At 61.3% G+C, this 22,348-nt stretch carries 20 protein-coding genes; 15 read left to right on the top strand and 5 right to left on the bottom strand.

The genetic code is table 11. The annotated features are described in order from the left end of the window. Positions 1-3 precede the first annotated feature (3 nt). The gene (locus WCX18_RS00580) at positions 4-918 is read right to left on the bottom strand and encodes an AEC family transporter (protein WP_345988673.1); all 915 of its coding nucleotides are present in this window, start codon (positions 916-918) and stop codon (positions 4-6) included. Between the two features lie 25 nt (positions 919-943). On the opposite strand from WCX18_RS00580, the gene WCX18_RS00585 reads away from it, so the two are divergent. From WCX18_RS00585 to WCX18_RS00610, 6 genes are all read left to right on the top strand, one after another. Continuing rightward, entirely contained in the window at positions 944-1,759 is an 816-nt protein-coding gene (locus tag WCX18_RS00585; RefSeq protein WP_345988675.1) for a hypothetical protein, read from the top strand. A gap of 79 nt (positions 1,760-1,838) precedes the next feature. Next, positions 1,839-3,425 carry an FAD-dependent oxidoreductase gene (locus WCX18_RS00590; protein WP_345988677.1) on the top strand — a complete coding sequence of 529 codons (1,587 nt, stop codon included), beginning with the start codon at positions 1,839-1,841 and terminating at the stop codon, positions 3,423-3,425. Further along, positions 3,407-3,550 (top strand): hypothetical protein, encoded by a 144-nt coding sequence (locus tag WCX18_RS00595; protein ID WP_345988679.1) that lies wholly within the window; start codon positions 3,407-3,409, stop codon positions 3,548-3,550. The genes WCX18_RS00590 and WCX18_RS00595 overlap by 19 nt, the downstream gene beginning before the upstream one ends. Next, positions 3,550-4,248 (top strand): 2Fe-2S iron-sulfur cluster-binding protein, encoded by a 699-nt coding sequence (locus tag WCX18_RS00600; RefSeq protein WP_345988681.1) that lies wholly within the window; start codon positions 3,550-3,552, stop codon positions 4,246-4,248. The genes WCX18_RS00595 and WCX18_RS00600 overlap by 1 nt, the downstream gene beginning before the upstream one ends. Before the next feature lie 87 nt (positions 4,249-4,335). Beyond that, positions 4,336-4,836 carry a YajQ family cyclic di-GMP-binding protein gene (locus tag WCX18_RS00605; RefSeq protein ID WP_345988683.1) on the top strand — a complete coding sequence of 167 codons (501 nt, stop codon included), beginning with the start codon at positions 4,336-4,338 and terminating at the stop codon, positions 4,834-4,836. An 11-nt stretch (positions 4,837-4,847) separates the two neighbouring features. Further along, a complete protein-coding gene (locus tag WCX18_RS00610) occupies positions 4,848-5,552 on the top strand; it encodes a hypothetical protein (RefSeq protein WP_345988685.1) in 705 nt (234 codons plus the stop codon). 29 nt (positions 5,553-5,581) lie between these two features. On the opposite strand, the gene WCX18_RS00615 is transcribed toward WCX18_RS00610, so the two are convergent. Then, positions 5,582-6,292: an SIMPL domain-containing protein gene (locus WCX18_RS00615; protein WP_345988686.1), complete on the bottom strand. Its 711-nt coding sequence runs from the start codon at positions 6,290-6,292 to the stop codon at positions 5,582-5,584. Positions 6,293-6,313: 21 nt separating this feature from the next. Continuing rightward, complete coding sequence (locus WCX18_RS00620; protein WP_345988688.1) at positions 6,314-9,121, bottom strand: helicase-related protein; 2,808 nt, start codon at positions 9,119-9,121, stop codon at positions 6,314-6,316. Between the two features lie 131 nt (positions 9,122-9,252). Between WCX18_RS00620 and WCX18_RS00625 the strand changes: the two genes are divergently transcribed. The 7 genes from WCX18_RS00625 to WCX18_RS00655 all read left to right on the top strand — a co-directional run bounded on the left by WCX18_RS00625 (position 9,253) and on the right by WCX18_RS00655 (position 13,941). After that, positions 9,253-9,462: a hypothetical protein gene (locus tag WCX18_RS00625; protein ID WP_345988689.1), complete on the top strand. Its 210-nt coding sequence runs from the start codon at positions 9,253-9,255 to the stop codon at positions 9,460-9,462. Positions 9,463-9,554: 92 nt separating this feature from the next. After that, positions 9,555-9,878, top strand: a complete 324-nt coding sequence (locus WCX18_RS00630; protein ID WP_345988691.1) for a hypothetical protein — start codon at positions 9,555-9,557, stop codon at positions 9,876-9,878. Continuing rightward, entirely contained in the window at positions 9,865-10,182 is a 318-nt protein-coding gene (locus WCX18_RS00635; protein WP_345988693.1) for a DUF309 domain-containing protein, read from the top strand. Before WCX18_RS00630 ends, WCX18_RS00635 begins: the two co-directional genes overlap by 14 nt. Then, positions 10,175-10,792 (top strand): NAD(P)H-dependent oxidoreductase, encoded by a 618-nt coding sequence (locus WCX18_RS00640; RefSeq protein WP_345988695.1) that lies wholly within the window; start codon positions 10,175-10,177, stop codon positions 10,790-10,792. Before WCX18_RS00635 ends, WCX18_RS00640 begins: the two co-directional genes overlap by 8 nt. Before the next feature lie 65 nt (positions 10,793-10,857). After that, positions 10,858-12,249: an NAD(P)H-hydrate dehydratase gene (locus WCX18_RS00645; RefSeq protein ID WP_345988697.1), complete on the top strand. Its 1,392-nt coding sequence runs from the start codon at positions 10,858-10,860 to the stop codon at positions 12,247-12,249. After that, on the top strand, positions 12,246-12,839 hold the full coding sequence (purN, locus tag WCX18_RS00650) for a phosphoribosylglycinamide formyltransferase (RefSeq protein WP_345988699.1): 594 nt from the start codon (positions 12,246-12,248) through the stop codon (positions 12,837-12,839). The genes WCX18_RS00645 and purN overlap by 4 nt, the downstream gene beginning before the upstream one ends. Positions 12,840-13,161: 322 nt before the next feature. After that, positions 13,162-13,941, top strand: coding sequence for a thiazole synthase (locus WCX18_RS00655; protein WP_345985663.1), 780 nt, complete (start codon positions 13,162-13,164; stop codon positions 13,939-13,941). Positions 13,942-14,195: 254 nt separating this feature from the next. Here WCX18_RS00655 and WCX18_RS00660 read toward each other — a convergent pair whose 3' ends face one another. Together WCX18_RS00660 and pta are read right to left on the bottom strand one after the other, a co-directional pair. Further along, entirely contained in the window at positions 14,196-15,389 is a 1,194-nt protein-coding gene (locus tag WCX18_RS00660; RefSeq protein ID WP_345988700.1) for an acetate kinase, read from the bottom strand. Beyond that, on the bottom strand, positions 15,386-17,491 hold the full coding sequence (gene pta, locus WCX18_RS00665; protein ID WP_345988702.1) for a phosphate acetyltransferase: 2,106 nt from the start codon (positions 17,489-17,491) through the stop codon (positions 15,386-15,388). The genes WCX18_RS00660 and pta overlap by 4 nt, the downstream gene beginning before the upstream one ends. Before the next feature lie 80 nt (positions 17,492-17,571). On the opposite strand from pta, the gene WCX18_RS00670 reads away from it, so the two are divergent. Both WCX18_RS00670 and WCX18_RS00675 read left to right on the top strand, forming a co-directional pair. Next, the gene (locus tag WCX18_RS00670) at positions 17,572-21,156 is read left to right on the top strand and encodes a DUF748 domain-containing protein (RefSeq protein ID WP_345988703.1); all 3,585 of its coding nucleotides are present in this window, start codon (positions 17,572-17,574) and stop codon (positions 21,154-21,156) included. A 64-nt stretch (positions 21,157-21,220) separates the two neighbouring features. Next, entirely contained in the window at positions 21,221-22,348 is a 1,128-nt protein-coding gene (locus WCX18_RS00675) for a PilT/PilU family type 4a pilus ATPase (RefSeq protein ID WP_345988705.1), read from the top strand.

A 22,348-nucleotide genomic window follows, 5' to 3' on the forward strand; every position in this document is an offset into this window, starting at 1 on the left:
AGCTCAGATGGTCAGCCACGGCACGTAGCGCATGGCGGCGAAGATGATCCCCAGGAAGAGGACGGAGGTGATGAAGACGAGGGCCGTCAATGCCCTGGGACGGCAGTCGTACAGCGACGCCAGGTTGACGTTGGCGACGGCAAGGGGCATCAGCATCTCCATGAAGAGGACACCCTTGACCATCTCGGGCAGGTCCGTCAGCGAGAGGATGGCATAGGTGACGGCGGGGACGACGAGGAACTTGAGCCCGTTGACCCAGCCGATCAGCACGCGGTTGAGTTCGGTGAGCTTTGTGTCATAGAGGTAGATGCCGAACAGTACGAGCTGCATCACCATTGAGGCGTAGGCGCCCATCGTCAGCGTCTCCTCGATCGTTCCGGAGGGGCGGTAGCCGCCGAGGTTCAGCCCAATGGCAATCAGGGCGGCCCAGAGCACGGGAAGCTTGACGATGTTGAGCAGCGAATCGCGCACGCTGAAGTTGCCGCGCGAGTAGTAGTAGACGCCGAAGGTGTAGACGAAAAAGACGTTGGCGAGGTTGATGATGGTCGTGTAGGGGACGCTCTCCTCGCCGAAGAGCGCGATGCCCAGCGGGATGCCGAGGTTGCCCGTGTTGCCGATCAGCGCGGCGACGGTGGCGATGGAGCGCTCTTTCACGTCGGCAAAGAGCAGGCGCGAAACGAACATCGTTACGGCGACGAGGGAGAGGGTGATGCCGATGTAGAGCAGCGGCGTCTGCAGCAGCGTCGTGTCGATGGGGCGTTTGAGCAGTCCCCAGAGGGTCAGGAAGATCTGCAGGAAGTAGACCGAGAGCAGGGTGATGGTGCGTTCGTCGATCTGCTCTTTGAAACTGCGTTTGGCCAGGTAGCCCACGCCGATAAAGAGGTAGATGCCCAGTACCGAGACGATGGCGGAATTCATGCCGTGATTGTACTATAATGTGCGTATGAAAAGTCTGCTGTTGTTGTTTGTTTTTTTATCGGCGTTGATGGGTTCGGAGGCGGTAACGACCCGCTACAAGGTGATGCTTTCGCTCTTTGGTAAAGTCGGCGAGGCGAAGATTACCATGGCTGAGCGCGGGGATGAGTACCGCATGATCGTCGAGGACTACGCTACGGGGCTGGCGGCGGATATCTCCGGGCATGAGCGGGACCGTTTCGTCAGCCGCGGGCATATCAAGGACGGGATGTATATCACCGATACCTTCGAGCTCTACCAGACCAACGACAAAACGACCGAATCCAACGTCTACGTTTTCGATCACGAGGCCCAAACCGTGACCCGTTTCCAGGACAAGAACGAGACGGTGACGGAGACGACGTTTGACGCGATGACCATGCGGCTGGTGGAGAAGCAGACCCAGAAAATCAGGCAAAAAACCGAGGTGCTCGATTTTTACAGCCCCTACGACGCCCTCTCCGTCGTGCTTAACATCCCCGCCCTGCTCAAAACCGAGTCACGGGTGGAGATCAAACCCGTCGGGCTGGCGAAGAAGGAACGTAAAATGTATATCGGTCGGCCGGATGCGTCTGTGGTGCCCGAACTGCTGGAGACGTTCCATACGCCGACGATCCGCCGTATCATTCAGCTGGACTCCTTTGAACTGGAAGACGAGGACGAATACGGCGTACTGATCGGTTACAACGCCCAGGGCGGGATCGATGAGGTCGTCACCAAGGAGACCTACTTCCTTATCGGCTTCGGCCGGATAGAGAAGATCGGCGAGTCCTCCCGCAGCGTGACAGAAATCTTTGGCGAATAGGAAAGCGGTTTTCTTTAAAACGGACGCAACGCTTCCTAGGTTATGATGCGCGGTAAATTGCGGCCTCTAAAGGAGCGGAATGGTTGATGTACTAATTGTCGGCGGCGGCGGTGCGGGCATGGCGGCCGCCCTCTCCGCCAAAGAAGCGGGGGCATCGGTGGCGGTGCTCGGCAAGAGCTACCCGACAAGGGCGCAGACCTGTATGGCGCAGGGCGGCATCAATGCGGCCCTCGGGCACGCTGGCGACGACAGCGTCGAAATGCATATCGCCGATACGCTCAAGTCCGCCCAGGGGCTGGCGGATGAAACGGCGGTGGCAACGCTTTGCACCGAAGGGATCGACGCCCTGCAGTGGCTCGATGCGATCGGGGTGCCGTTCAGCCGGACTGACGATGCGCAGATCGCCCAGCGAAAACTGGGCGGGGCCTATGCGGCGCGTGCCTGTTATGCGCAGGATTACAGCGGACTGAAGATCCTGCATACCCTTTACGACCAGTGCAACCGCGCGGGCATTCCCTTTTACAACGAACGTTTCCTGCTCGATATCATCGTCGAAGGGGGGCGGGCCTGCGGCGTCAAGGTCCTCGATATCCGCAGCGGTGCCGTCGAAGTGTACATGGCCGGGGCGGTGATCCTCGCGACAGGCGGCTACAGCAAGCTCTACGGCCGCCACTCGACCAATGCCGCCGGCAGCAGCGGCGACGGCCATGCGGCGGCGCTGCGGGCCGGGGCACGGCTCAGCGACATGGAGTTCGTGCAGTTCCACCCGACGGGCCTGGCGGGCTCCTCCATCCTCATCTCCGAGAGCGCGCGCGGGGCCGGCGGCTACCTGCTGAACAGCAAAGGCGAGCGCTTTATCGACGAGTGTCTCCCCCGCGACCGGGTAGCGCGCGCGATTCACGATCAGATCACGGCCGGCGAGAAGGTCACCCTCGATATTCGCCACCTCGGCGAAGCCTTTATCGACGGCGAACTCCCCCAGGAGCGTAAACTGGCACAGCGCTACGAAGGGGTCGACCCGGTTTACGAACCCATTCCGATCAAGCCGGTGGCGCATTACACGATGGGGGGCATCGAGGTCGGCGCGGATTCGCAGACCGCCGTTGCAGGACTCTTTGCCGCCGGCGAATGCGCCAACCACCGCGTCCACGGCGCAAACCGCCTCGGCGGAAACTCGCTGCTGGAGCTGATCGTCTTCGGCCGCCAGGCGGGGGCGAATGCGGCAGTGGCGGCGAAGAACGGCAGTGCAGAGGTAGTGCCGGCCGCGGCGGAAGCCCCGGAGCTGGAGGCGTGTTTCAACGACGCCCCCGAAGTCGACTTCTACGCCCGCCGCGACACGCTGGCGACGCTCTTTTACGAGCAGGTCGGGCTGGTGCGTGACGCCGACCGGTTGCGCTCGGCGCTCGACGCGGTCAAAGCGATGCAGGCGGAACTGCCGAAGATGGGCGTCGTAGACCGCAATGTCGCCTACAATACCAACCGGACGGACTTCCTGGAGTTCGTGAACCTTCTCACCGTGGCCGAAGCGGTGGCGGAGGGGGCGCTGCGCCGGGAAGAGAGCCGGGGGGCGCACTACCGCAGCGATTTCCCGGAAGCGGACGCCGCCCTGGCCGTGCATTCGCTCAGCTGTATCAAAGAGGAGGGACTGTGTTTCGATTTCCAATGATCTGTTCGGATGATGTCGATGAGGATTTCCTCGACGAAGAGGAGACGGAGTGGGAAGACGCCTGCTGCGAGGACCCCTACTGGGACGAAGATGAGGATGACAACGAAGTGGAGTGGTGCGACTGATGAAAATTGCCGTCAAAAGAGGGGATGAAACCGTCACCTATGCTGTCGATTTCGAGGGAACGCTGCTGGAACTTCTCATCCACATCAAGACGCACGTCGATCCGACCCTGACGTTTGCCTCGGGCTGCCGCTCCAGCGTCTGCGGCAGCTGCGCGGTGCGGGTCAACGGCACCGAGGCCCTTGCCTGCAGCTACAAACCCTCAGATGGTGATCTCGTCGAGCCGCTGCGCAATGCCGAGGTGATCCGGGACCTGGTCGTCAATATGGACCGTCCCCTCTCCTTTAACGCCGGTGCGCAGGCGTGGATCGACCCGGTCAGCGGCGCGATCCGTATGGGGCATGCGGAGGAGAAGGCGAACGAGCTGCAAAGCGACTGCATCCTCTGCGGTTCCTGCTACAGTGCATGTCCTGTCTACGCCGTCAAGCCGGATTTCGAAGGGCCGTTTGCCCTGACGCGCAGCTGGCGCTATGTCAGCGACGCCCGGACCGGCGATGTCCGCGGCAAGCTCGAAGCGGTCCAGCAAAACGGCATCTGGGACTGTACGCTCTGCAACGAATGCGTCCCGGTCTGTCCCCAGGGGATCGCGCCCAAGCAGGATATCAACCTGCTGCGTACCAAGAGCGGCATGGAGGGGTTCATGGACCCGAACATGATGGGCGGCTTCGGCGGCCTGGACTTCGGAGCGCCGAGTTTTTAACCTTTCTTCCCCGGCTGCAGCCCCTGCGGCCAAACCCCTTAAGCTCATTTTGTTATAATCGGTTTGAATGACAAACAGAGGTGTTATATGGCAGCAAAAGAGCACAGTTTCGATATTTCCGCCAAGATCGACATGCAGGCGTTCAAAGACGCCATCGTCCAGGCCGAGCGCGAGGTGGCGACCCGCTATGACTTTAAGGGGCTCACGGCCGATATCGACTACAACGAAAAAGCCAAAACATTGACGTTAGTAAGCGCCAGCGACAACAAACTAGATGCCCTGCATGATATCGTCATCGGCAAACTGCTCAAGCGTGGGTTGACGTCGAACGTCCTGGACAAGCAAGGCGTTGAAGACAGCAGCGGCGGCAACCGCAAGCAGCTGTTCAAAGTGGTCGACTACATCGAGGCCAAGGAGGCGAAGAAGATCGCTGCCGAGATCAAGAACCTCAAGCTCAAAGTGACCGCGCAGATCGAAGGGGACCATATCCGGGTCAAGGGCAAACAGCTCGATGATCTCCAAAAGGTGATCCGTGAGATCCGCGGGATGGAGTGGGATGCCCCGCTCGTCTTTGAAAATATGCGCTGAAAGGAAGAGTGATGTCCAAGATGACGGTCGCAGAGGCGGCGGAACATTTCAATGTCTCCAAGGAGGCGATCCACAACCGGATCCGCCGCGGAACCCTAAACAGCGTTATCGAGAACGGCGTGAAATATGTCGTGCTCACCGATGCCGCACCGGCAGCGCCGGCGGCGGACAGCCGTTTTCATGATTACATCGAGAAAGAGAACGAGCGTCTCAAGGCGAAGAACGAACAGCTCGAAGCGGAGGTGAACCGCCTCCGAGACCAGCGCGAAGCGATGCTCATTGCCGAACGCGAAAAAGTCGAGCAGATCTACAAAGAGCGCGACGAACAGCTCAAGAACGTGCTGCAGGTGTTCGCATCGAAACTGCTGCCCGAACAGGCGGCCGCAGCCGTCGTCGAAGAGGCGGTCTCCGCAGAGATCGTCGAATCGGTCCCCGAACCGCTCGGCGAAGAGGAGTTCGAGGACGGGATCATCGATGAGGGGGCACCGGAGGAGGCGACGATGGGGGACACCTCCGACCCTTTCGAGGACGATGACTTTGACGACCTCGTCTCCCTCAGGGACTTTATGAAGCTCAAAGGGTATGGCAAAAAACACCGCAAACGGGTCAAAGAGCGTTTCGAAACCCGCGCGGAAGAGGACAGCCGCATCCTCGTGCGCGGCGGCAAGCTGCACCTTCGCCCCTACCACTACGACTACAGCGACCTGCTGAAATAAGCGCGCCCTACGCGGCGGCGTTTTCCTGTTTAATCCGACAGATAGTAACTGACCGTCGAGACGACCCGGACCTTTTTGATATAAGGCGTCGAGCTGTCACGGTCCGTGATGGTGAACTGCCCCTGGCTGGCCGTTTTGATCTTGCCCAGGCGGCTGGCGGAGTCTGTGGCGAATTTCTCGGCGACGATGCGGGCATTCTTCGTCGCCTCTTCGATCATGGAGGGCTTGAGGCTGTTGAGCCCGGTGAAGAGGAACTGGGTACGGTGCTCGTAGTTCTGGCCCGAAAGTGCGATGCCGTCTTTGCCCAGGTTGACGATCTCCCGCATACTTTGGCGGACGGCATCGATCTTTTCCGTATAGACCGTGACGACGGTTGCGGCCGTGTAGCGAAACGCGATATTGGCCGTATTGCCGTAGTTCTGAGCCTGACGGTCAACGATGGAAGGTGACGAGACGGTGATCTCCTCCTCGTTGAAGCCGTGCGCCTTCAAAAAGGCGGTGACGGCGGCGCTTTTTCGCTCGACGGTCGCATAGAGGGAGCCGAGGTCATTGCCGGCCTCGTCGAACCTGATGGGCCAGATCGCCTTGTCCGCCGTGACCTCGCGTTCGGCCAGCCCTTTGACGGTAACGACCCTTTCCATCTCCTTGACGGTCAGTGCGGCCGTGGAGAGCAGGTAGCCGAAAAGCCCGAGCCCGAGAAAGATGAAGAGGCCGAGGATGGCGGCGGTCGATTTTTGCATGATCTCCTCCTGGGGAAACGGTTATGCCCGGAATTTTCCCTGTTTGGTGCGTTCCCCGCTCCGTTTTTCGCGGTTGAGGCGGCGGAAGCAACTCTGGCAGATGGCGTACTCGGAGTTGAGCGGCAGCGGTTTCGTACACTGGCGGCATCGGGGGACGAACTCGCTCTTTTTCAGCGAGGTCTCGATGAAGCGGTTGAGGGTGCCGCGCCATTCTCGGGCTTTTTCCGTATCGACGAAGGCGTCGGTGAAACGGTAGGCGAGCCAGAGGTAGAGCGAGATCTCCTTGACCCGGTCCTCGGCCTCGAGAAGCTCGTCGGTCGTGAGGGCGTACTCGCCGAGGTTGGCCGGGGGAATATAGGCGATCGGCTTGGCCTGGGCCAGCGAACGCACGTAGCGCTCGTAGGCCGCGACGATGTAGGGCGATTTGAGCGTCAGCGGCGCGGCGGCGAGGTGGAACTTCGCCGTAAGGTCGAGTTCATACCGGTCGACGATGGCGGCCGCTTCGAGCATAGACTCGAGGTTGGCGGCGCGGAAAGGGCCGGTGAACTGCATGTTCTTGACAAAGAAGGTGAGGATCTCTGCGAGCGACTCCTCTTCCAAAATCCCCGAGACCAGCTTGATGTGGTCCAGGTTGGCCATGACGTTGAAGGGGACCGTAACGGGGCGCGCTGGCTTGTGGAACTGTTTGTGGATCATGGAGAGGACGTCGGGGCGGATGGCACCGACGTGCCCCTTCTCCTTGATCCCGTAGCGGCCCGCCCGCCCGCTGATCTGGTGGATCTCCGAAGCGGTCAGCGGCCGCTGGTTTTCGCCGTCGAACTTGTCGCCCCGGGAGAAGAGGATCGTCTGGATGGGGAGGTTGAGCCCCATGGCGATGGCGTCGGTGGCGACGAGCACCTCCGTCTCCCCTTCGCGGAAGCGGCGCGCCTCCTCCCGCCGCACTTCGGGGGAGAGGTTGCCGTAGACGACGCTGACGCGGAAGTGCTGGGCGAGCTGCTGTTTGAGCCGCAGCACCTCCTTGCGGGAAAAGGCGATGACGGCCGTGGCGGGTTGGATATGGGTGACGGGGGTGGCGTGGGTCATCAGCTCCAGCGGGTTCTTGCGTTCGCACTGCACGATTTCCAGCGGTTCGCCGAGGTAGTCGGCCAGCTTCTGCACCGCGTCAACGGCATTCTCGGAACCCGTCATGATGACGGTTTTGGCGGGGGCGCCGATGATGGCATTCGCCCAGGCCCACCCCCGGTCCCGGTCGCCGAGCATCTGGACCTCGTCGATGACGCAGACGTCGACATCCGTGTGGAAATCGAGCATCTCGATGGTCGAGCTGATATGCGTTGCCTCTTCGTCGATGAGCTGCTCCTCGCCGGTAATGAGCGAGGCGCCGATCCCGTGTTCGCGCAGGGACTCGTAGCCTTCCAGCGCGAGCAGCCGCAGGGGGGCGAGGTAGTAGCCGGTGTCGGCCTTTTCCATCGCCTGCATCGCACGCCAGGTCTTCCCGCTGTTGGTCGGGCCGGTGTAAAAGATGAGCTTGCGGCGCAGTTCGCGGGCGAGGGGGAAGAGGTTTTTAAAATCGCGGATGGTGCGGGCGAGCAGCTCCTGGCGTTGGCGGCGGAGAAGCGCGTCGTGGATGTGGCGTTCCCAGTGAAAGAGGGTCTTGCGCCAGAGCTTGGAGTTGATGGAGAGGTGGTCGCCGAGGTGTTCGGAGAGCTCCGCCTCCAGCCACTGCAGGATCTCATCGCGGGAGGGGCTCAGCAGCTTGGCGAGTACGGCGCATTCGCCGGCGAGGGTCTCCAGCTGCCCGCCGAAGGCTTCGCGCTCGTTTTTCAGCGTGGTGGCGAGTTCGCCGGTGACGTCGATCGGCCCGCCCGCCCAGACGGCGGCAAGGACGGGATCGCGCAGCAGGGAGAGGTGCGCTTCGTGTTCGATAGGGTGAAGGAACCCCTGCGGGATAAAGCTGTCCCGGATGCCCAGCACGATCTCCTCATCGGTCTGCAGCATCGTACTGAGCGGGGTCTGCCGCTCCAGGATGGCGCGCAGTAGGGTGTCGGGCAGCGGCGGATGGGTAAGACGGGAGTCCGGCGGGGCGCTCTTGAGGGTCTGGACGATCTGCTCCGGCGAAAGGTAGGGGTGGTCCGTGCCGAGGGTGGCGAGAAAGGCGCCCAGTTCGGCCTGCTTCTGCTGTGTCACCTCCGCCTTGGCCGTTGTGATCTCCGCGATCAGTTCCGCTTCGTCGCTGTCGTTCAGGTAGGTGTAGGAGAAGGCCGGAGTTTTCAGGGGGTGGATCTTGCGGAACTGCTCCCCGAAAAGGTCATAGTCGAGCAGGGTGTTGAATTCGAAACGGTCGTCAAGGTCAAAGCGCCCTTCGCACGCCTTCTCGATGCGGGCGCGTTTCTGCTCGAAGCGCAGGTGCGCGAGCTTCGCTTCCATCTTTTCGGGCGTGATCTTTTTCGTGCGCACTTCGATGAAACTGTTGTGCAGTGCGCGGGCTTCGGAGGGGGTGACATCCATCGTCTCCAAAATGGCATCGATCTTTTCGCTGCGCTCGACGGAGGGCTCTTTGGTATTGGGGGAGGGGTAGACCCGCCCTTCGGCGGTAAAAAACGCCGTGATCGCCTGGCGCATCTCGACGTCGGCGTCGCTCCAGAGGCGTCGCAGCGTCCGGACCAGCTCCTCGCGCTCCCAGCTTTCGGGCACGAACCCGAGTGTCTGGACGAGTTCGCTCAGGGTCGCGGTCTCGACGCGTTCGATCCCTTCGTCAAATCCGTCGCCGTCGAAATAGCGGCGGATGGAGGCGTTAAGGCGTGTCAGCTTCTTTTTCTTTTTTGCCATAAGCCATTTTAGCGGTTTCGGGGTAAATCTTGCTGTGCGATGCTGATACAAAAGCGTGCACCTTCTGCGGGATGGCTGCCGCAAAGAAAAAGGCGTTATAGTTTCGCATGCCATTTGCAAGGAGTACCCGGATGAACGAAGAGATCAAATTCGTCCTCGACAACGAGACGGTCGAAGCGCTTCAGACCTACAGCGCCCTGTTGAACAAAGCGCCCGCCGTCATCATCAAAGAGGCCCTGAAGGGCTACTTCGAAGCGGCCGAACAGAAGCTCGCCGCGCAGCAGACGGACCCGATGACGGACCTCGACTTTGATGAGTTCTGGGACGGGGTCGATCTTTAGGCAAAAAGCCTATTATGAAACGAACCGGATGGTGTCAGAATAACGTACGGCACTAACGTTTCTTTCAACCCGTCCCTGCTAGAGTAACGACCATGAGTGAATTTCCCCTGGAATGGACGCAGGAAGAGTACCTGCGCGAAAAGAAACGGCTGGAGGCAGAGGGCGTCAAGGTCCTGCTGATCGATACGATCCTCAACCCCATCGACCATGCCGAGACGGTCACATACAATCCGCCGATGCTGGAGAAGGAGCCGGAAGGTTCCGTCTTCGTCTTTTACTGCGACACGGGCAAGGCCTCCAAGGAGCGTCTCCCGGAGTTCCGCAAACGCTTCCCCGGCAAGCACTGCATCTCCCTGCGAGGGGGACGGGGCTACTGGCGCAAATACCTGCAGGTCAAAGACAATGCTGACACGTGAATACGCCAGCGCGTTTGTCGCCTGCCTGAACGAGGAGCGCTATTACGATGCGCATGAGGCCCTCGAGGAGCTCTGGTTTCCGCTGCGCACGCAGAAGACGCCGGAGATCCTGCTGCTCAAGGGGCTGATCAACGCCAGTGTCAGTTTCGAACTGCACAAGCGCGGCCGGCCGCACAAAGCGCCCGGACCGTGGGGCGTCTACATGAAGTACCGCGAATACCTGCCGCAGATCGGCAAGCAGAACCCGCTCTATCTCGAGCTTGACGATGCCGTCCATGCGGTCCAAAGGAGACTCAGTGCCTGAATTTGCCGATGCGATGGCCTTCCGCCACGCCTGCAAGCGCTTTAGGGAGCAGAAGATCCCCGAAGGGACCTTTGAACAGATCCTCGAATTCGGCCGGATGTCCCCCTCGTCGTTCGGCATGGAGCCGTGGCGCTTTATCGTCGTCACCGACACGGCCCTGCGCGAAGCGCTGCGCCCGCTCTGCTGGAATCAGCCGCAGATCACCGAGAGCAGCCACCTGCTCATTATCACCGCGGACAACGAGTGTATCAAACCGGGCACGGAATACGTCCGGGCAATGTTCGCGCGCCGGGGGCTTCCCGAAGAGGCTTACGAGCGTTACCTCGGCGTGTACGCAAACCACATGGGCCCGCAGTTTCACACCCGCGAAGCGATCGAAGCATGGACGCACAAGCAGTGCTACCTGGCGGCGGCGAACATGATGACGGGCGCGGCGTCGCTCGGCATCGACAGCTGCCCCATCGAGGGGTTTGAAAAAGAGAAGGTCGAAGCGGAGCTTTCTCTGGAACCGGCCCGCTCCGTCGCCCTCATCATTGCCTTCGGCTACCGCCTGAACCCCCAGCCGGAGCACTATCGGCTCGACCTCGACACCATCGTCGAACGGCGGTGACCCCGCGTACCCTGCCGATCCCCTTTTAGCCGAATCGGCTATAATATGGCAAAAACGGAATCCCCATGCAGAACCTATTCGATGAAGTAGACTCCCTGGACAGACGCTGTTACAACAGCTACGGACTCAGCGAAGAGCTGCTGATGGAGCATGCCGCCGAGGCGATGGCGGTCGCGGTGCGGGGACGTTTTGCCGCCGGCAGCCGCGTCGTCATCGTCTGCGGCCCCGGCAACAACGGTGCCGACGGGCTTGCACTGGCCCGATTGCTGCACGGTACCTACGGGGTGGAGGTCGTGCTGCCGCTGGAGGTGAAGTCGCCGATGGCCCGGGTGCAGTTCGAGCGCCTGGAGAAGCTGGGCGTGCCCGTGGTCAATGCAATCACCCCCTGCGACGTCCTGGTCGACGCGCTCTTCGGCAGCGGTCTGGGACGGCCGCTGGGGAGCGGGATCATCGGTATGATCAAGCTGATGAACGCCATGAGTGCTTTCAAACTCGCCTGTGACATGCCGACGGGCCTGCGCACGGGAGGCGGCTGCGACGCGGCGGTTTTCCGTGCCGACCTGACGGTGACGATGGGGGCGCTCAAGCGCGGCATGTTCAGCGACGCGGCCAAAAATGCGGTGGGCGAGATTATCGTAGCCGAGCTGGGCGTTTCACGTGCGCTGTACGAGCGGGAGAGCAACTGGAAACTGCTGGACCGCAGCGACCTGCGCCTGCCGCTGCGCGACGAACCGGACGTGCACAAGGGGAGTTTCGGGCATCTCGGCATCGTCTGCGGCGAAAAGAGCGGGGCGGCCGTCATCGCCGGCAAGGCGGCGCTGCGTTTCGGTGCCGGACTCGTGACGCTGCTCTCCAACGAGGAGGTCGCCATTCCTTATGAGCTGATGCAGTCGCATCTCCGCCCCGCAACGGTCAACGCCGTCGCCATCGGGATGGGACTGGGGCAGGAGTTCGCCGAACAGGAACTGCGGGAGCGGATCGACGATGATATCCCCCTGGTCTGCGACGCGGATATCTTTGCGCATCCGATGCTGGGGGAACTTCTGAAGCGCAAACGCATCGTCCTCACCCCGCACCCCAAAGAGTTTACCACCCTGCTGAGCCGTACGGGAATTGCCACGACCGATGTACGGGGTCTGCAGCTGAACCGTTTCGGCTTTGTCGAAGCCTTCTGTCATGCCTACCCCGACGCCGTGCTGCTGCTCAAAGGGGCCAATGTGATCATCGGACAGGGGGAACGGTTCTACGTCAACCCCCACGGCACCAACGTCCTGGCCAAAGGGGGCAGCGGCGACGTCCTTTCCGGACTTATCGGTGCTCTGCTGGCCCAGGGCTATACGCCGCTGGACGCTGCCGTTCATGCCTCCCTGGCGCATACCGAAGTCGCTGCACGTTATGAAAAACAGCCCTACGCGCTGACGCCGGACGATCTCATCGAAGGGGTCTGCCGTCTATGAAGCCGCGCGTTGTCATTCTGTTCAGCGGGGAGGGGACCAACCTCCAGAAACTGCTCGAAGACCTGCCTCCCATGGGCATAGAGGTGGCTGCCGCCATCACGAACCGGCCCCGGGCCCCGGGGATCAAGCGGGCGGAATCTTTCGGGGTCCCGGTGGAGGTGATCGACCATACGCTGTATGAGAGCCGCGAAGCGTTCGACGCCGTGCTCGTTGAGCGGATCGAGAAATACACGCCCCACCTGACAGTGACGGCGGGATTTATGCGCATTCTTACCCCCGTATTCACCGACCGTATCCGTGCCGTCAACATCCACCCCTCGCTGTTGCCTAAGTATAAAGGGGCGAAAGCGATCGAACAGGCCTACGAGAGCGGGGACATCGTCTGCGGCGTCAGCGTCCACTGGGTGACGGGGGAGCTTGACGGCGGTACCGTCATTGCACAGGCCTCGTTTGAGCGCACGGAGGCGATGGATGCGGCTGCTTTCGAAGCGGCCGTCCATGATCTTGAGTACGAACTGCTTCCCAGGACCGTTGCCGACCTGCTGGGCGGCGGGGATGGATTAGAGGCGGCCGTTAGGACTTTAGCGTAAGATACGTCATAGATTAGCTGTGTTATAACCCGGCAGCATTTGGGCATCACTAAAAACCCTGTGCGGATATCAGAGGGCATTTGAAATATGAGGTTGTCTTTGTTTTCGTTGTAGGCATAGCCAAGGCTATGTCAAAACGAAACGGAGGAAAGATCGTGTTTCAAATGCCCTTCCAAAGGACACCACAGAGAAAGCCATCCTCGGCGTTGTCGCTTTTCGACGTAGCCTTCGCTATGCCATCAAAGCGTCGCCTTGATGATGATTTTCTCTGCGGTGCTGAGACCGTACAGGGCTTTTAGTGATGCCCACAAGGAGAGAGAATATGAGCGATACACTGAAAATCGGAAAATATGAGTTCAACAGCCGCCTGATCGTGGGCAGTGGGAAGTACAAAGATTTCGAAACGACGAAGGAGGCGACACTCGCTTCGGGCTCCGAGCTGATCACCGTTGCGGTGCGCCGTCTGAACATCACGGACCCGAACAAAGAGAATCTGCGCGACACCTTCAAAGGAACGGGCGTACAGTTCCTGCCCAACTCTGCGGGGTGTACGACGGCCGAGGAGGCGATCACGACCTTCCGTCTGACCCGCGAGGCGACGGGCATCGACCTGATCAAGCTCGAAGTCATCGGCGATACGCAAAAGACCCTCTACCCGGACGTCCTCGAGACGATCAAAGCGTGCGAAGTCCTGGCCAAGGACGGCTTTACGATCATGGCCTATACCTCCGACGACCCGATCATGGCCAAGCGCCTCGAAGATGCCGGTGCGCACGCCGTCATGCCGCTGGCGGCACCCATCGGTTCGGGCCTGGGGATCCAGAACCGGTACAACGTCGTCTTCGTCCGCGAAGCGGTCAGCGTTCCGGTTATCGTCGATGCGGGAATCGGCTGCGCTTCCGATGCGGCGGCGGCGATGGAACTGGGGGCCGAAGGGGTCCTCACCAACACGGCGATCGCCCAGGCGAATGACCCGATGACGATGGCGGTGGCGATGAAGCATGCCGTCATGGCAGGACGCATGAGCTACCTCGCTGGGCGTATCCCGAAACGCCCGTATGCGACGGCCTCATCCCCGATCGACGGGATGATCCAGTTCTAAGGGACTGTTGCTCTTTTTCATTTCAAGGCATTTCTTCTGCAGCTTTGTTCCCCTTCTTTTTTACAACGAGGCATTTAGTGCCTCGCATGCATTGTGCTTTAGCGCTTATGCTCGTACAAAAAAGAAGCCGAACCGGGAAGAAAAAAGTACGAAAAGGCTGCCGCGACGTATAACTTCCTGAATGCCTTTCACATGTCACAGCTGTGTTGGGTGTTCCATGGGTGCCAGTCAGTTGTGATGTATTCTGTCCGTTCTTATCTTCCCTGGGTGAGGTAGGGCAGGCACTGCCGTGCTATGGAGTGTTCTTCGTCCGTGGGGATGACATGCAGCTGGCTTCGGCTCTCTTCGGCGTGGAATGCGCCTCCCTCTTCCGTCAGATTCTCATTTTTCATCTTATCGGTCTCGATTCCCAGGATATGCAGCCCTTTGCAGACGGCATGGCGGACGGCGGCGCTGTGTTCGCCGATACCTCCGGTAAAGACGACGGCATCCACGCGGTCGAGCAGCACGGCGTAGGCGCCGATATATTTGCGGATGCGGCGGACGAAGAGTTCGAAGGCGAGCAGGGCGTCGGGGTCTTCGTCGCGCATCCGGTTTTCGATATCGCGCATATCGTTGGTCCCCGCGATACCCTTCAGACCGCATTCACGGTTCAGAAGGGTATCGAGCTCTTCCGCACCCATACCGGTTTCGCGCGACAGGTAGGCGAGCAGGCCCGGGTCGATATCGCCGCTTCGCGTCCCCATGACGAGCCCTTCGAGCGGGGTGAATCCCATTGAGGTATCGATGCTGCGGCCGTTACGGATGGCACAGGCGCTGGCCCCGTTGCCCAGGTGCAGGGTGATGAGGTTGACGGCGTCGAGGGATTTGCCCATCCGCGCCGCGCATTCGGCGGCGACGTAGGCATGGGAGGTGCCGTGAAAGCCGTAACGGCGGACGGAGAGTTCGCTGTAGAAGCGCGCCGGCAGGGCGTAGCGGAAGGCGGAAGGGGGCATGGTGTGGTGAAATGCCGTATCAAAGACCGCGATCTGCGGGACATGGGGGGCGAGGCTCCGCATGGCCCTGATTCCCCTGGCGTTGGCCGGGTTGTGCAGGGGGGCCAGGGGGCTGAGGGCTTCGATGGCTTCCAGGACCGTGTCGTCGATGCGTACGGGACCGCTGAAACGCTCGCCGCCGTGTACGACCCGGTGGCCAATGCCCTCAAGCGCGTCGAAACTGTCGATGAACCCGTTGTCGATCAGCAGGTCGCGAACCGCGGCAAGTGCGGCGTCGTGGTCGGCGACGGGGAGGTCGAGACGGACGTGCTCCTGGCATCCGTGCAGGATGGCATGGGCATCATCACGGCCGATATTTTCCACGAGGCCCGAGACGATCACCTGTTCCGAGCGCATTTCAAAGAGTTTGAACTTCACCGACGAACTGCCGGCGTTGATGACGAGGATCTTCACGAGAGGCTCTCCTGTGCCTGGATGGCAGTAATGGCGACGGTGTTGACGATGTCGGCGACGCTGCAGCCGCGGCTCAGGTCATTGACCGGGCGGTTCAGCCCCTGCAGCACCGGCCCGACGGCGACGGCACCCGACGAACGCTGGACGGCTTTGTAGGTGTTATTGCCGGTGTTGAGGTCGGGGAAGATGAAGACGGTCGCCTGCCCCGCCACCGAACTGCCGGGCAGCTTCTGCGCCCCGATGTCCGGGTCGATGGCCGCGTCGTACTGGATGGGGCCGTCCACCGCGAGGTCGGGCCGCCGTTCGCGTACCAGCTTTGTCGCTTCGCGCACCTTCTCGACGTCGCTGCCCACCCCGGAATTCCCGGTGGAATAGGAGAGCATCGCTACGCGTGGTTCGATGCCGAAGCGCTTCGCCGTCTCCGCCGACGCGATCGCGATCTCGGCCAGCTGGGCCGCATCGGGGTCCGGGTTGACGGCGCAGTCGGCATAGACGAGGACCCGGGTGTCGAAGCACATGAAAAAGCAGCTCGAGACGAGGGTCTGCCCCGGGGCTGTTTTAATCGTCTGCAGGGCGGGGAGGATGGTTTCACGGGTCGTGTGCGTCGCCCCGCTGACCATCCCGTCGCACGCCCCCACTGCCACCATCATCGTCGCAAAGAGAGTTGTATTGCCCAGGGCGTCATAGGCGGCTTCGAGGCTGACCCCCTTATGGGCGCGGAGTTTGACATAGGCTTTGGCGAGGTGAAGTTTCTGCTGTTCGTCATTCGGGTCGACAATAATCGCCCCGCGCAGGTCGAGCCCCAGGGCCGCGGCACGTGCCGCGATCGTTTCTGCTTTGCCCAGCAGCGCGATGCCGACGGCCCGCCGTCGCAGCAGGATGTCGGCGGCCCGGAGGATGCGGTCGTCGGAGGTTTCGGGGAGGATAATCGTTTTACGGTCGCCCGCGGCCCGGGCGAAGAGGCGGTGTTCAAACATCGCCGGGGTGACGATCCCGGCCGATGCCGCGGCGAGCTTGGCTTCGATCAGCCCCGCGTCGACATTCTGGTTGAAGACCCCCAGCGCGGTGGCGATCTTCTTGGGGGCTGCGGCATCGATGCGCGCGGGGAAGGCACGGACCATCTGGACGGCCTCAATCGTCTCTTTGGGGAGGTACAGCAGCGGGATCTGCATAGCGTCAAGGCCTCTTAGCAGATCAATGATACTTTCTGCGGGAGGCGTTTCACCCGTCAGGAGGACGGCACTGACGGCGGGGAAGTTTCCGGCGTAGTTGGCGGCCGTGGCGCCGAGGATGATGTCGGCGCGGTCCGAAGGGGTGATGATGAGGTCGTTGGGGCGGATATGTGTCAGGAAGTGTTCCAGGTGCATGGCGGCAACGCGCGGCTGGTCGATGAGGCGGTGCAGCTGTTCGTCGGTGCCGATCAGCACCTTCGCGCCGAGGCCTTCGGCGAGCTGGAGGACGTTGGGGCGGTCCAGGGTCGTCACCTCTGGCAGCAGAACGACCGGTTCCGGGATGCCGGGGCTGATGTTCTGGTCGTGGCGGTGGGTTTCGTAGAGCACGGCGTCGCAACGGTTCGCAAAGAGCATTATGAGCGAGACGCCCTGTTTTTTGATGGTATGGCTCCAGAGCCGCAGCGCCTCTTTCAGCCCGGTCTCATCCATCCCGCGGGCCGGGATGACACCCACAACGGGTGCCGCGAGGTTTTTGGCGATCTCGACGTTGAGGTCGAAGTCGATCAGCTGCGAGAGTGATTCGTTCACCACGCCCTGGCAGAGGACGAAATCGTATGCCTCCAGCAGGGCGTCGTGCCGTTCGATGATTGTTTCCACCAGCCGGTCAATCTTCCCTTCGGAGAGCAGTGTTTCGGCTTCGGAGACGGTCAGACCGACGGCACTCTCGTAGGGCTGTTCCAGGGCAAAATGGCTGAGGATGGTCCGTGTATCGGGATCTTCACCGGGGGCATCGGCAATCAGCGGGCGGAAAAACGCGACTCTGCCGTGCAGGCGCAGCAGCAGTTCCGTCATGCCGAGCGCTACAAGGATGCTGCCGGCATTGCGGGTTTTCGAGACAATGTAGAGTGAGCGTGCGGTTTCGGCATTCATAGCGGTAATTTACCATAAATCGGTTAGCGCTTCATTACCACCTGGGGTATAATGTGAGCAGAAACGACAAGGAGACGGTTATGAAACGGTGGATCCGGCGCATTCTGCTCGGCGTGCTCTCGCTTTATCTTCTGGCGGCACTCTTTGCCGTTCCCTACCTGATCCGCACAAAAGTGCCGGAGCTGGTCGGGGAGATAACCGGGGGGACGCTGGAGATCGACGGGGCCCAGTTCAACCCTTTCATCCTCGACCTGACGGTGGAGGGGATCCGATTTGCCGACCCCGACGGCGCGCCGCTGGCGAGCCTGCGGCGTCTGGACGTCAACGTCGATGTGCTTCACCTGTTGTGGGGGGAGATCTCCGTCGAGTATTTCGGGCTGCGGGGACTGCGCCTCTCCATTGTACAGGAGCCAGACGGGGGGTTCAACTTTGACTGGCTGACGCACCTTGGCAGTGCCGACACCGCACAGACTCAGACACCTCCCGCGGAGACGAACGGCAGTACCATGCCCTCGCTGCGCCTGGAGACGTTCGAGCTTGAAGACGGCGGGATCACCTTTACCGACCTCTCCCGTCCCGTGCCGCTTCAGCTGGATTTCTCACCGATCGGCCTTGATCTGCACGATATCGATACCGGGGGCGGCGGCGATAACGAACTGCACCTCTTTGCCCATACGGAGGAGGGCGGACTGCTCGACGTCAAGAGCCGCGTGCACTCCTTTGATCCCTTTGCCATCTCGGGAACGGTCGATTACGATGCGGGGCGCCTCTATGACGCCTGGCACTTTCTGCGCGAGATCAGCGCCCTCGAGGTGGCCGACGGCCGCATGGAGCTGCACTTTACCTATGACGTCAACCTGGCGGAGCTGAATGCCACGACGATCGATGAGCTTCGCTTCGCCCTCAACCGCCTTCGCGTCAAACCCAAGGCTGAGAACGCGGATGTGCTGCGCGTAGCATCGCTGACGGTCGAGGGGGGACCGATACATCCGCTCGCGCAGTTCGGCCGGATTGATACGGCGGGGATCGACGGGCTCTATGTCGATCTCAAGCGGCACAGAGACGGCAGCCTAAACTGGGCGCACTATTTCCCCAAGACGGATGAAGCCAACGTTTCCGCCGCACCGGCCCCGGACACGGCGGCGACAGCTTCCGCTCCGTGGGATCTGCTCATCAACCGGGTGGCACTGAGGCACATCCGGGGGCGTTTCGACGACGCCAGCGTCCGCCCGGCCGTGCACCTTGCGCTGGACGAGTTCAACCTGACCGCGCGCCATGTCAGCGCGCTCCCGGCCACGCCGCTCGCCTATGACATGGCATTGCAGCTCAACAAAGCGATGCGCTGCGAGGCGGAGGGGAGGCTTTCGCATACGCCGCTGGACGCGACCGCCCTGGCAGCGTGCAGCGGACTGGACGTGACCTGGTTCAACCCCTACATCGATGCCGCCGCCGATGCCGCGCTGGCCCGGCACGATGTCGTACTGCGCAGCGCCGTACTGGGCGCCGCCGCGGACGTCACCGCCCGGGAAGCGAACGCGTCGGTCAACGTCACCGTCAACGACGCCAATGCAACGCTGCAGTCGCTGCTGGTGACGCCCAAAGGCTCGAAACGGGAGCTTGTCGCTTTCGATGCGCTTTCCGTCACGGGCGTGACGGCGTCGACGGCGGCGAAGAAGGCCGGGGTCGGGCGGATCGTGCTTGAGAAGCCCCAGGTCAACCTGCGCCGCGAGCGCGACGGCAGTATCGACGCCGCACAGCTGGTCAAAGCGAAACCGGCCGCACCGGCCAAACGCGGCACCGCCCAAAAGGCGCAGCAGGCGGAGACGCCCTGGAGTGCCGCCATCGATAAGATACAGGTTCGTAGCGGTGCCGCTTCGTTCCGCGACGCCGCCATCGCGCGCACGACCACGACGCGCTTGCAGCGTTTTGACCTGGATGTGAACGGCGTGACGACGGACCCCTCCCGCACCATCGGCCTGCAGGGCAGCTTCCGCATCAACGGCGACGGGAGGGTGCGTGCGAAAGGGTCGGTCGTGCCGGAGCCGCTGAAGGCAACGACGGATTTCAGCGTCTCGGGGCTGCGCCTGAAACCCTTCAGCCCCTACGTGGAAAAGGGGATGTTCATACGGATCGCCGACGGGCGTGTCGGCCTGAAGGGGCAGACCAGCTACCGCCCATCAAAGCGTGCGGCGGACCTTCGGCTTCGCGGCGACTTTAACCTGAATGACCTTCTGGTCAACGACACCCGCGACGGGATCCCCCTTGTCTCGATGAAGACGCTGGAGGCCAAAAAGCTTCTGTTCGAACTCTCCCCCGACCAGTTCTATGTCGATAACGTGACGATGGGCGGATTCTTCAGCTCGATCCTGATCGATGCAAACAAAACACTGAACCTTGCAAACCTTGTGCGAACTTCGGAGAAAGCCACGGCGACGAAACTGGCAGACAAACCGGCCGAAGCAGACAAGCAGCCCTTCCCCGTCCGTATCATGAAGTTTACGCTCTACAACGGGGCCGTGCATTTTGCCGATGAGTCGCTTCCGCTCCCCTTCGACACGCAGATCCATGATGTCAACGGCGAGGTGCTGGGGATTTCAACGCTGCCCGAAGACACGACCTACCTGCAGTTGGCGGGGGAGATCGACGAGTACGGCGCGGCCAAGGCCGAGGGGAGCCTCAACACGGGCGACCCGAAAGCCTTTACGGATATCGGGGTCAACTTCCGCAATATCGAGCTGAAATCCTACACCCCCTACTCGGGCAAGTTCGTCGGCCGGGCGATCGACAGCGGAAAGCTTTCGGTGACGCTGCGTTACCGGATCGTCAAGGGCGCGATGCAGGGGGACAACGGGATGGTCATCAACAAGATCATGCTCGGCGATACCATCGAAAGCAACGATTCGGTGAGCCTGCCGCTCGATTTCGCCATCGCCCTGCTCGAAGACCGCGACGGCGTCATCGATATCGACATGCCGGTCGAGGGGGATGTGAACAATCCGCAATTCAAATGGGGCAAGGTGGTCTGGAAGGCTTTCGTCAACCTGCTGACGAAGGCGGTCACGGCGCCGTTCGATCTGATCGGCTCCATGCTGGGCATCAAAGGCGACGACCTCAAAGAGGTCGTTTTCGCCGCGGGATCGCCGGCAGTCGACGCCGTGGCACGGGAACGGCTCGATATGCTGGCGAAGGTGTTGGTCAAACGTCCGAAACTCGCCATGACGGTGCAGGGAACGTACGACCCGAAAGCGGATGCCTATGAGCTGAAGAAGCAGGCGCTGGTCCGCGAGGTGCTGGCACGCAGCGGCGAGGATGCCGCAACGACGGAGAATGCGCTGGTGCCGCAGCTGCTGGAACCGCTCTTCGAGAAGCGGCTGGGCACAGAGGCGCTTAATGCGCTCGAAGAGGAGATCGATGCGATGGACGCGGACCGGAAGACGAGGAAACGGGTCTACCGCGAGAAACTGGTCGCGAAGATGATCGCGAGCCAGCCGCTGCCCGACGGGGCGTTGGAGGCACTGGCACGTGCCCGTGCGGAAGCGATACGTAACTATATGATCACCACGCACGGCATGGAAACGGGCCGGATCACGGAGCGTGATCCGGAAGCCCTCAGCAGCGAGAAGGGCGAGGTGCCGTCGCACATCGGCCTTGACGCGGCAAAATAGATTATGGTAGAGTCGAAACATGATAAACGGAAGCAGTGACCCGGTTCTAATCCTGGAACATTTTTTGGACAAACTTGTCGAGAAAGAGGGAAGTGACCTCTTTGTCAAAAGCGGCGCCGTCGTTACGGCGCGGATCGAGGGGGACCTGACCCCGCTGACGGCCGAGATGCTCAGTGGCTCGAAAGTCGAGGCGATCGCCCGCCATATCCTCGGGGCGCAGTACGAGATCTTCGAGCAGCAGTTCGAGTATGACACGATGTACGTGCTCAACGCCGAGAGCCGCTTCCGGGTCAACCTCTTCTGGCACCTCGACGGGATCGCGATGGTGTTCCGCCTTGTGCCGCTGGAGATCAAGACGCTCGAGGCGCTCAACCTCCCCGATCAGCTGCACCGGCTCACAAAACTGGAGCGGGGCCTGGTGCTTGTCACGGGAACGACGGGCAGCGGAAAATCGACGACCCTGGCGTCGCTGATCGAAGAGATCAACCGGGAGCGCCGTAAGCACATCATCACGATCGAGGACCCGGTCGAATTCGTCCATATCGACAAAAAGAGCGTGATCGAACAGCGCAACGTCGGGTTGCATACCAAGGGCTTCAACCAGGCACTGCGGGCAGCGATGCGTGAGAATCCCGACATCATTATGGTCGGCGAGATGCGCGACCTCGAAACGGCGGAGAACGTCCTGCAGGCAGTCAATACCGGACACCTCGTCTTTTCGACCCTGCATACCCTCGACGCCAAGGAGACGATCGACCGCCTTATCGCGATCTTCCCGCCTTTTGAGCAGGAGCGCGTCCGCCTGAACCTTGCGAGCAACCTCGAAGCGGTGGTCTCCCAGCGGCTCATCCATGACAAGAACGGCGGGCTCGTCCCGGCCTGCGAGATGCTGTTCCGCTCGCCGATGGCCGCGCACCTGATCCGGACCAAGCGGGATTTCGAACTCAACGATGTGATGGAGAACGAGCATTCGCACTTCGGTTCGACGACGTTCAACCAGGCCCTTTTCGAACTCTGTCTCAACGACGTCATTTCCGAAGAGGTGGCCTACAGCCAAAGCGGCAGCCCGACCGACTTGCAGTTGATGTTCGCCCAGAGCAGCGAGTACCAGAAGAAGATCGGCAATACGCTCGAGAACATCAAAGAGGAAGTGGGCCTCAAACAGCCGCCGCCGCTCGTGGAACCGGAGTAG

It is taken from the genome of Sulfurimonas sp. HSL1-2 (assembly GCF_039645565.1).
Lineage (GTDB): Bacteria > Campylobacterota > Campylobacteria > Campylobacterales > Sulfurimonadaceae > Thiomicrolovo > Thiomicrolovo zhangzhouensis.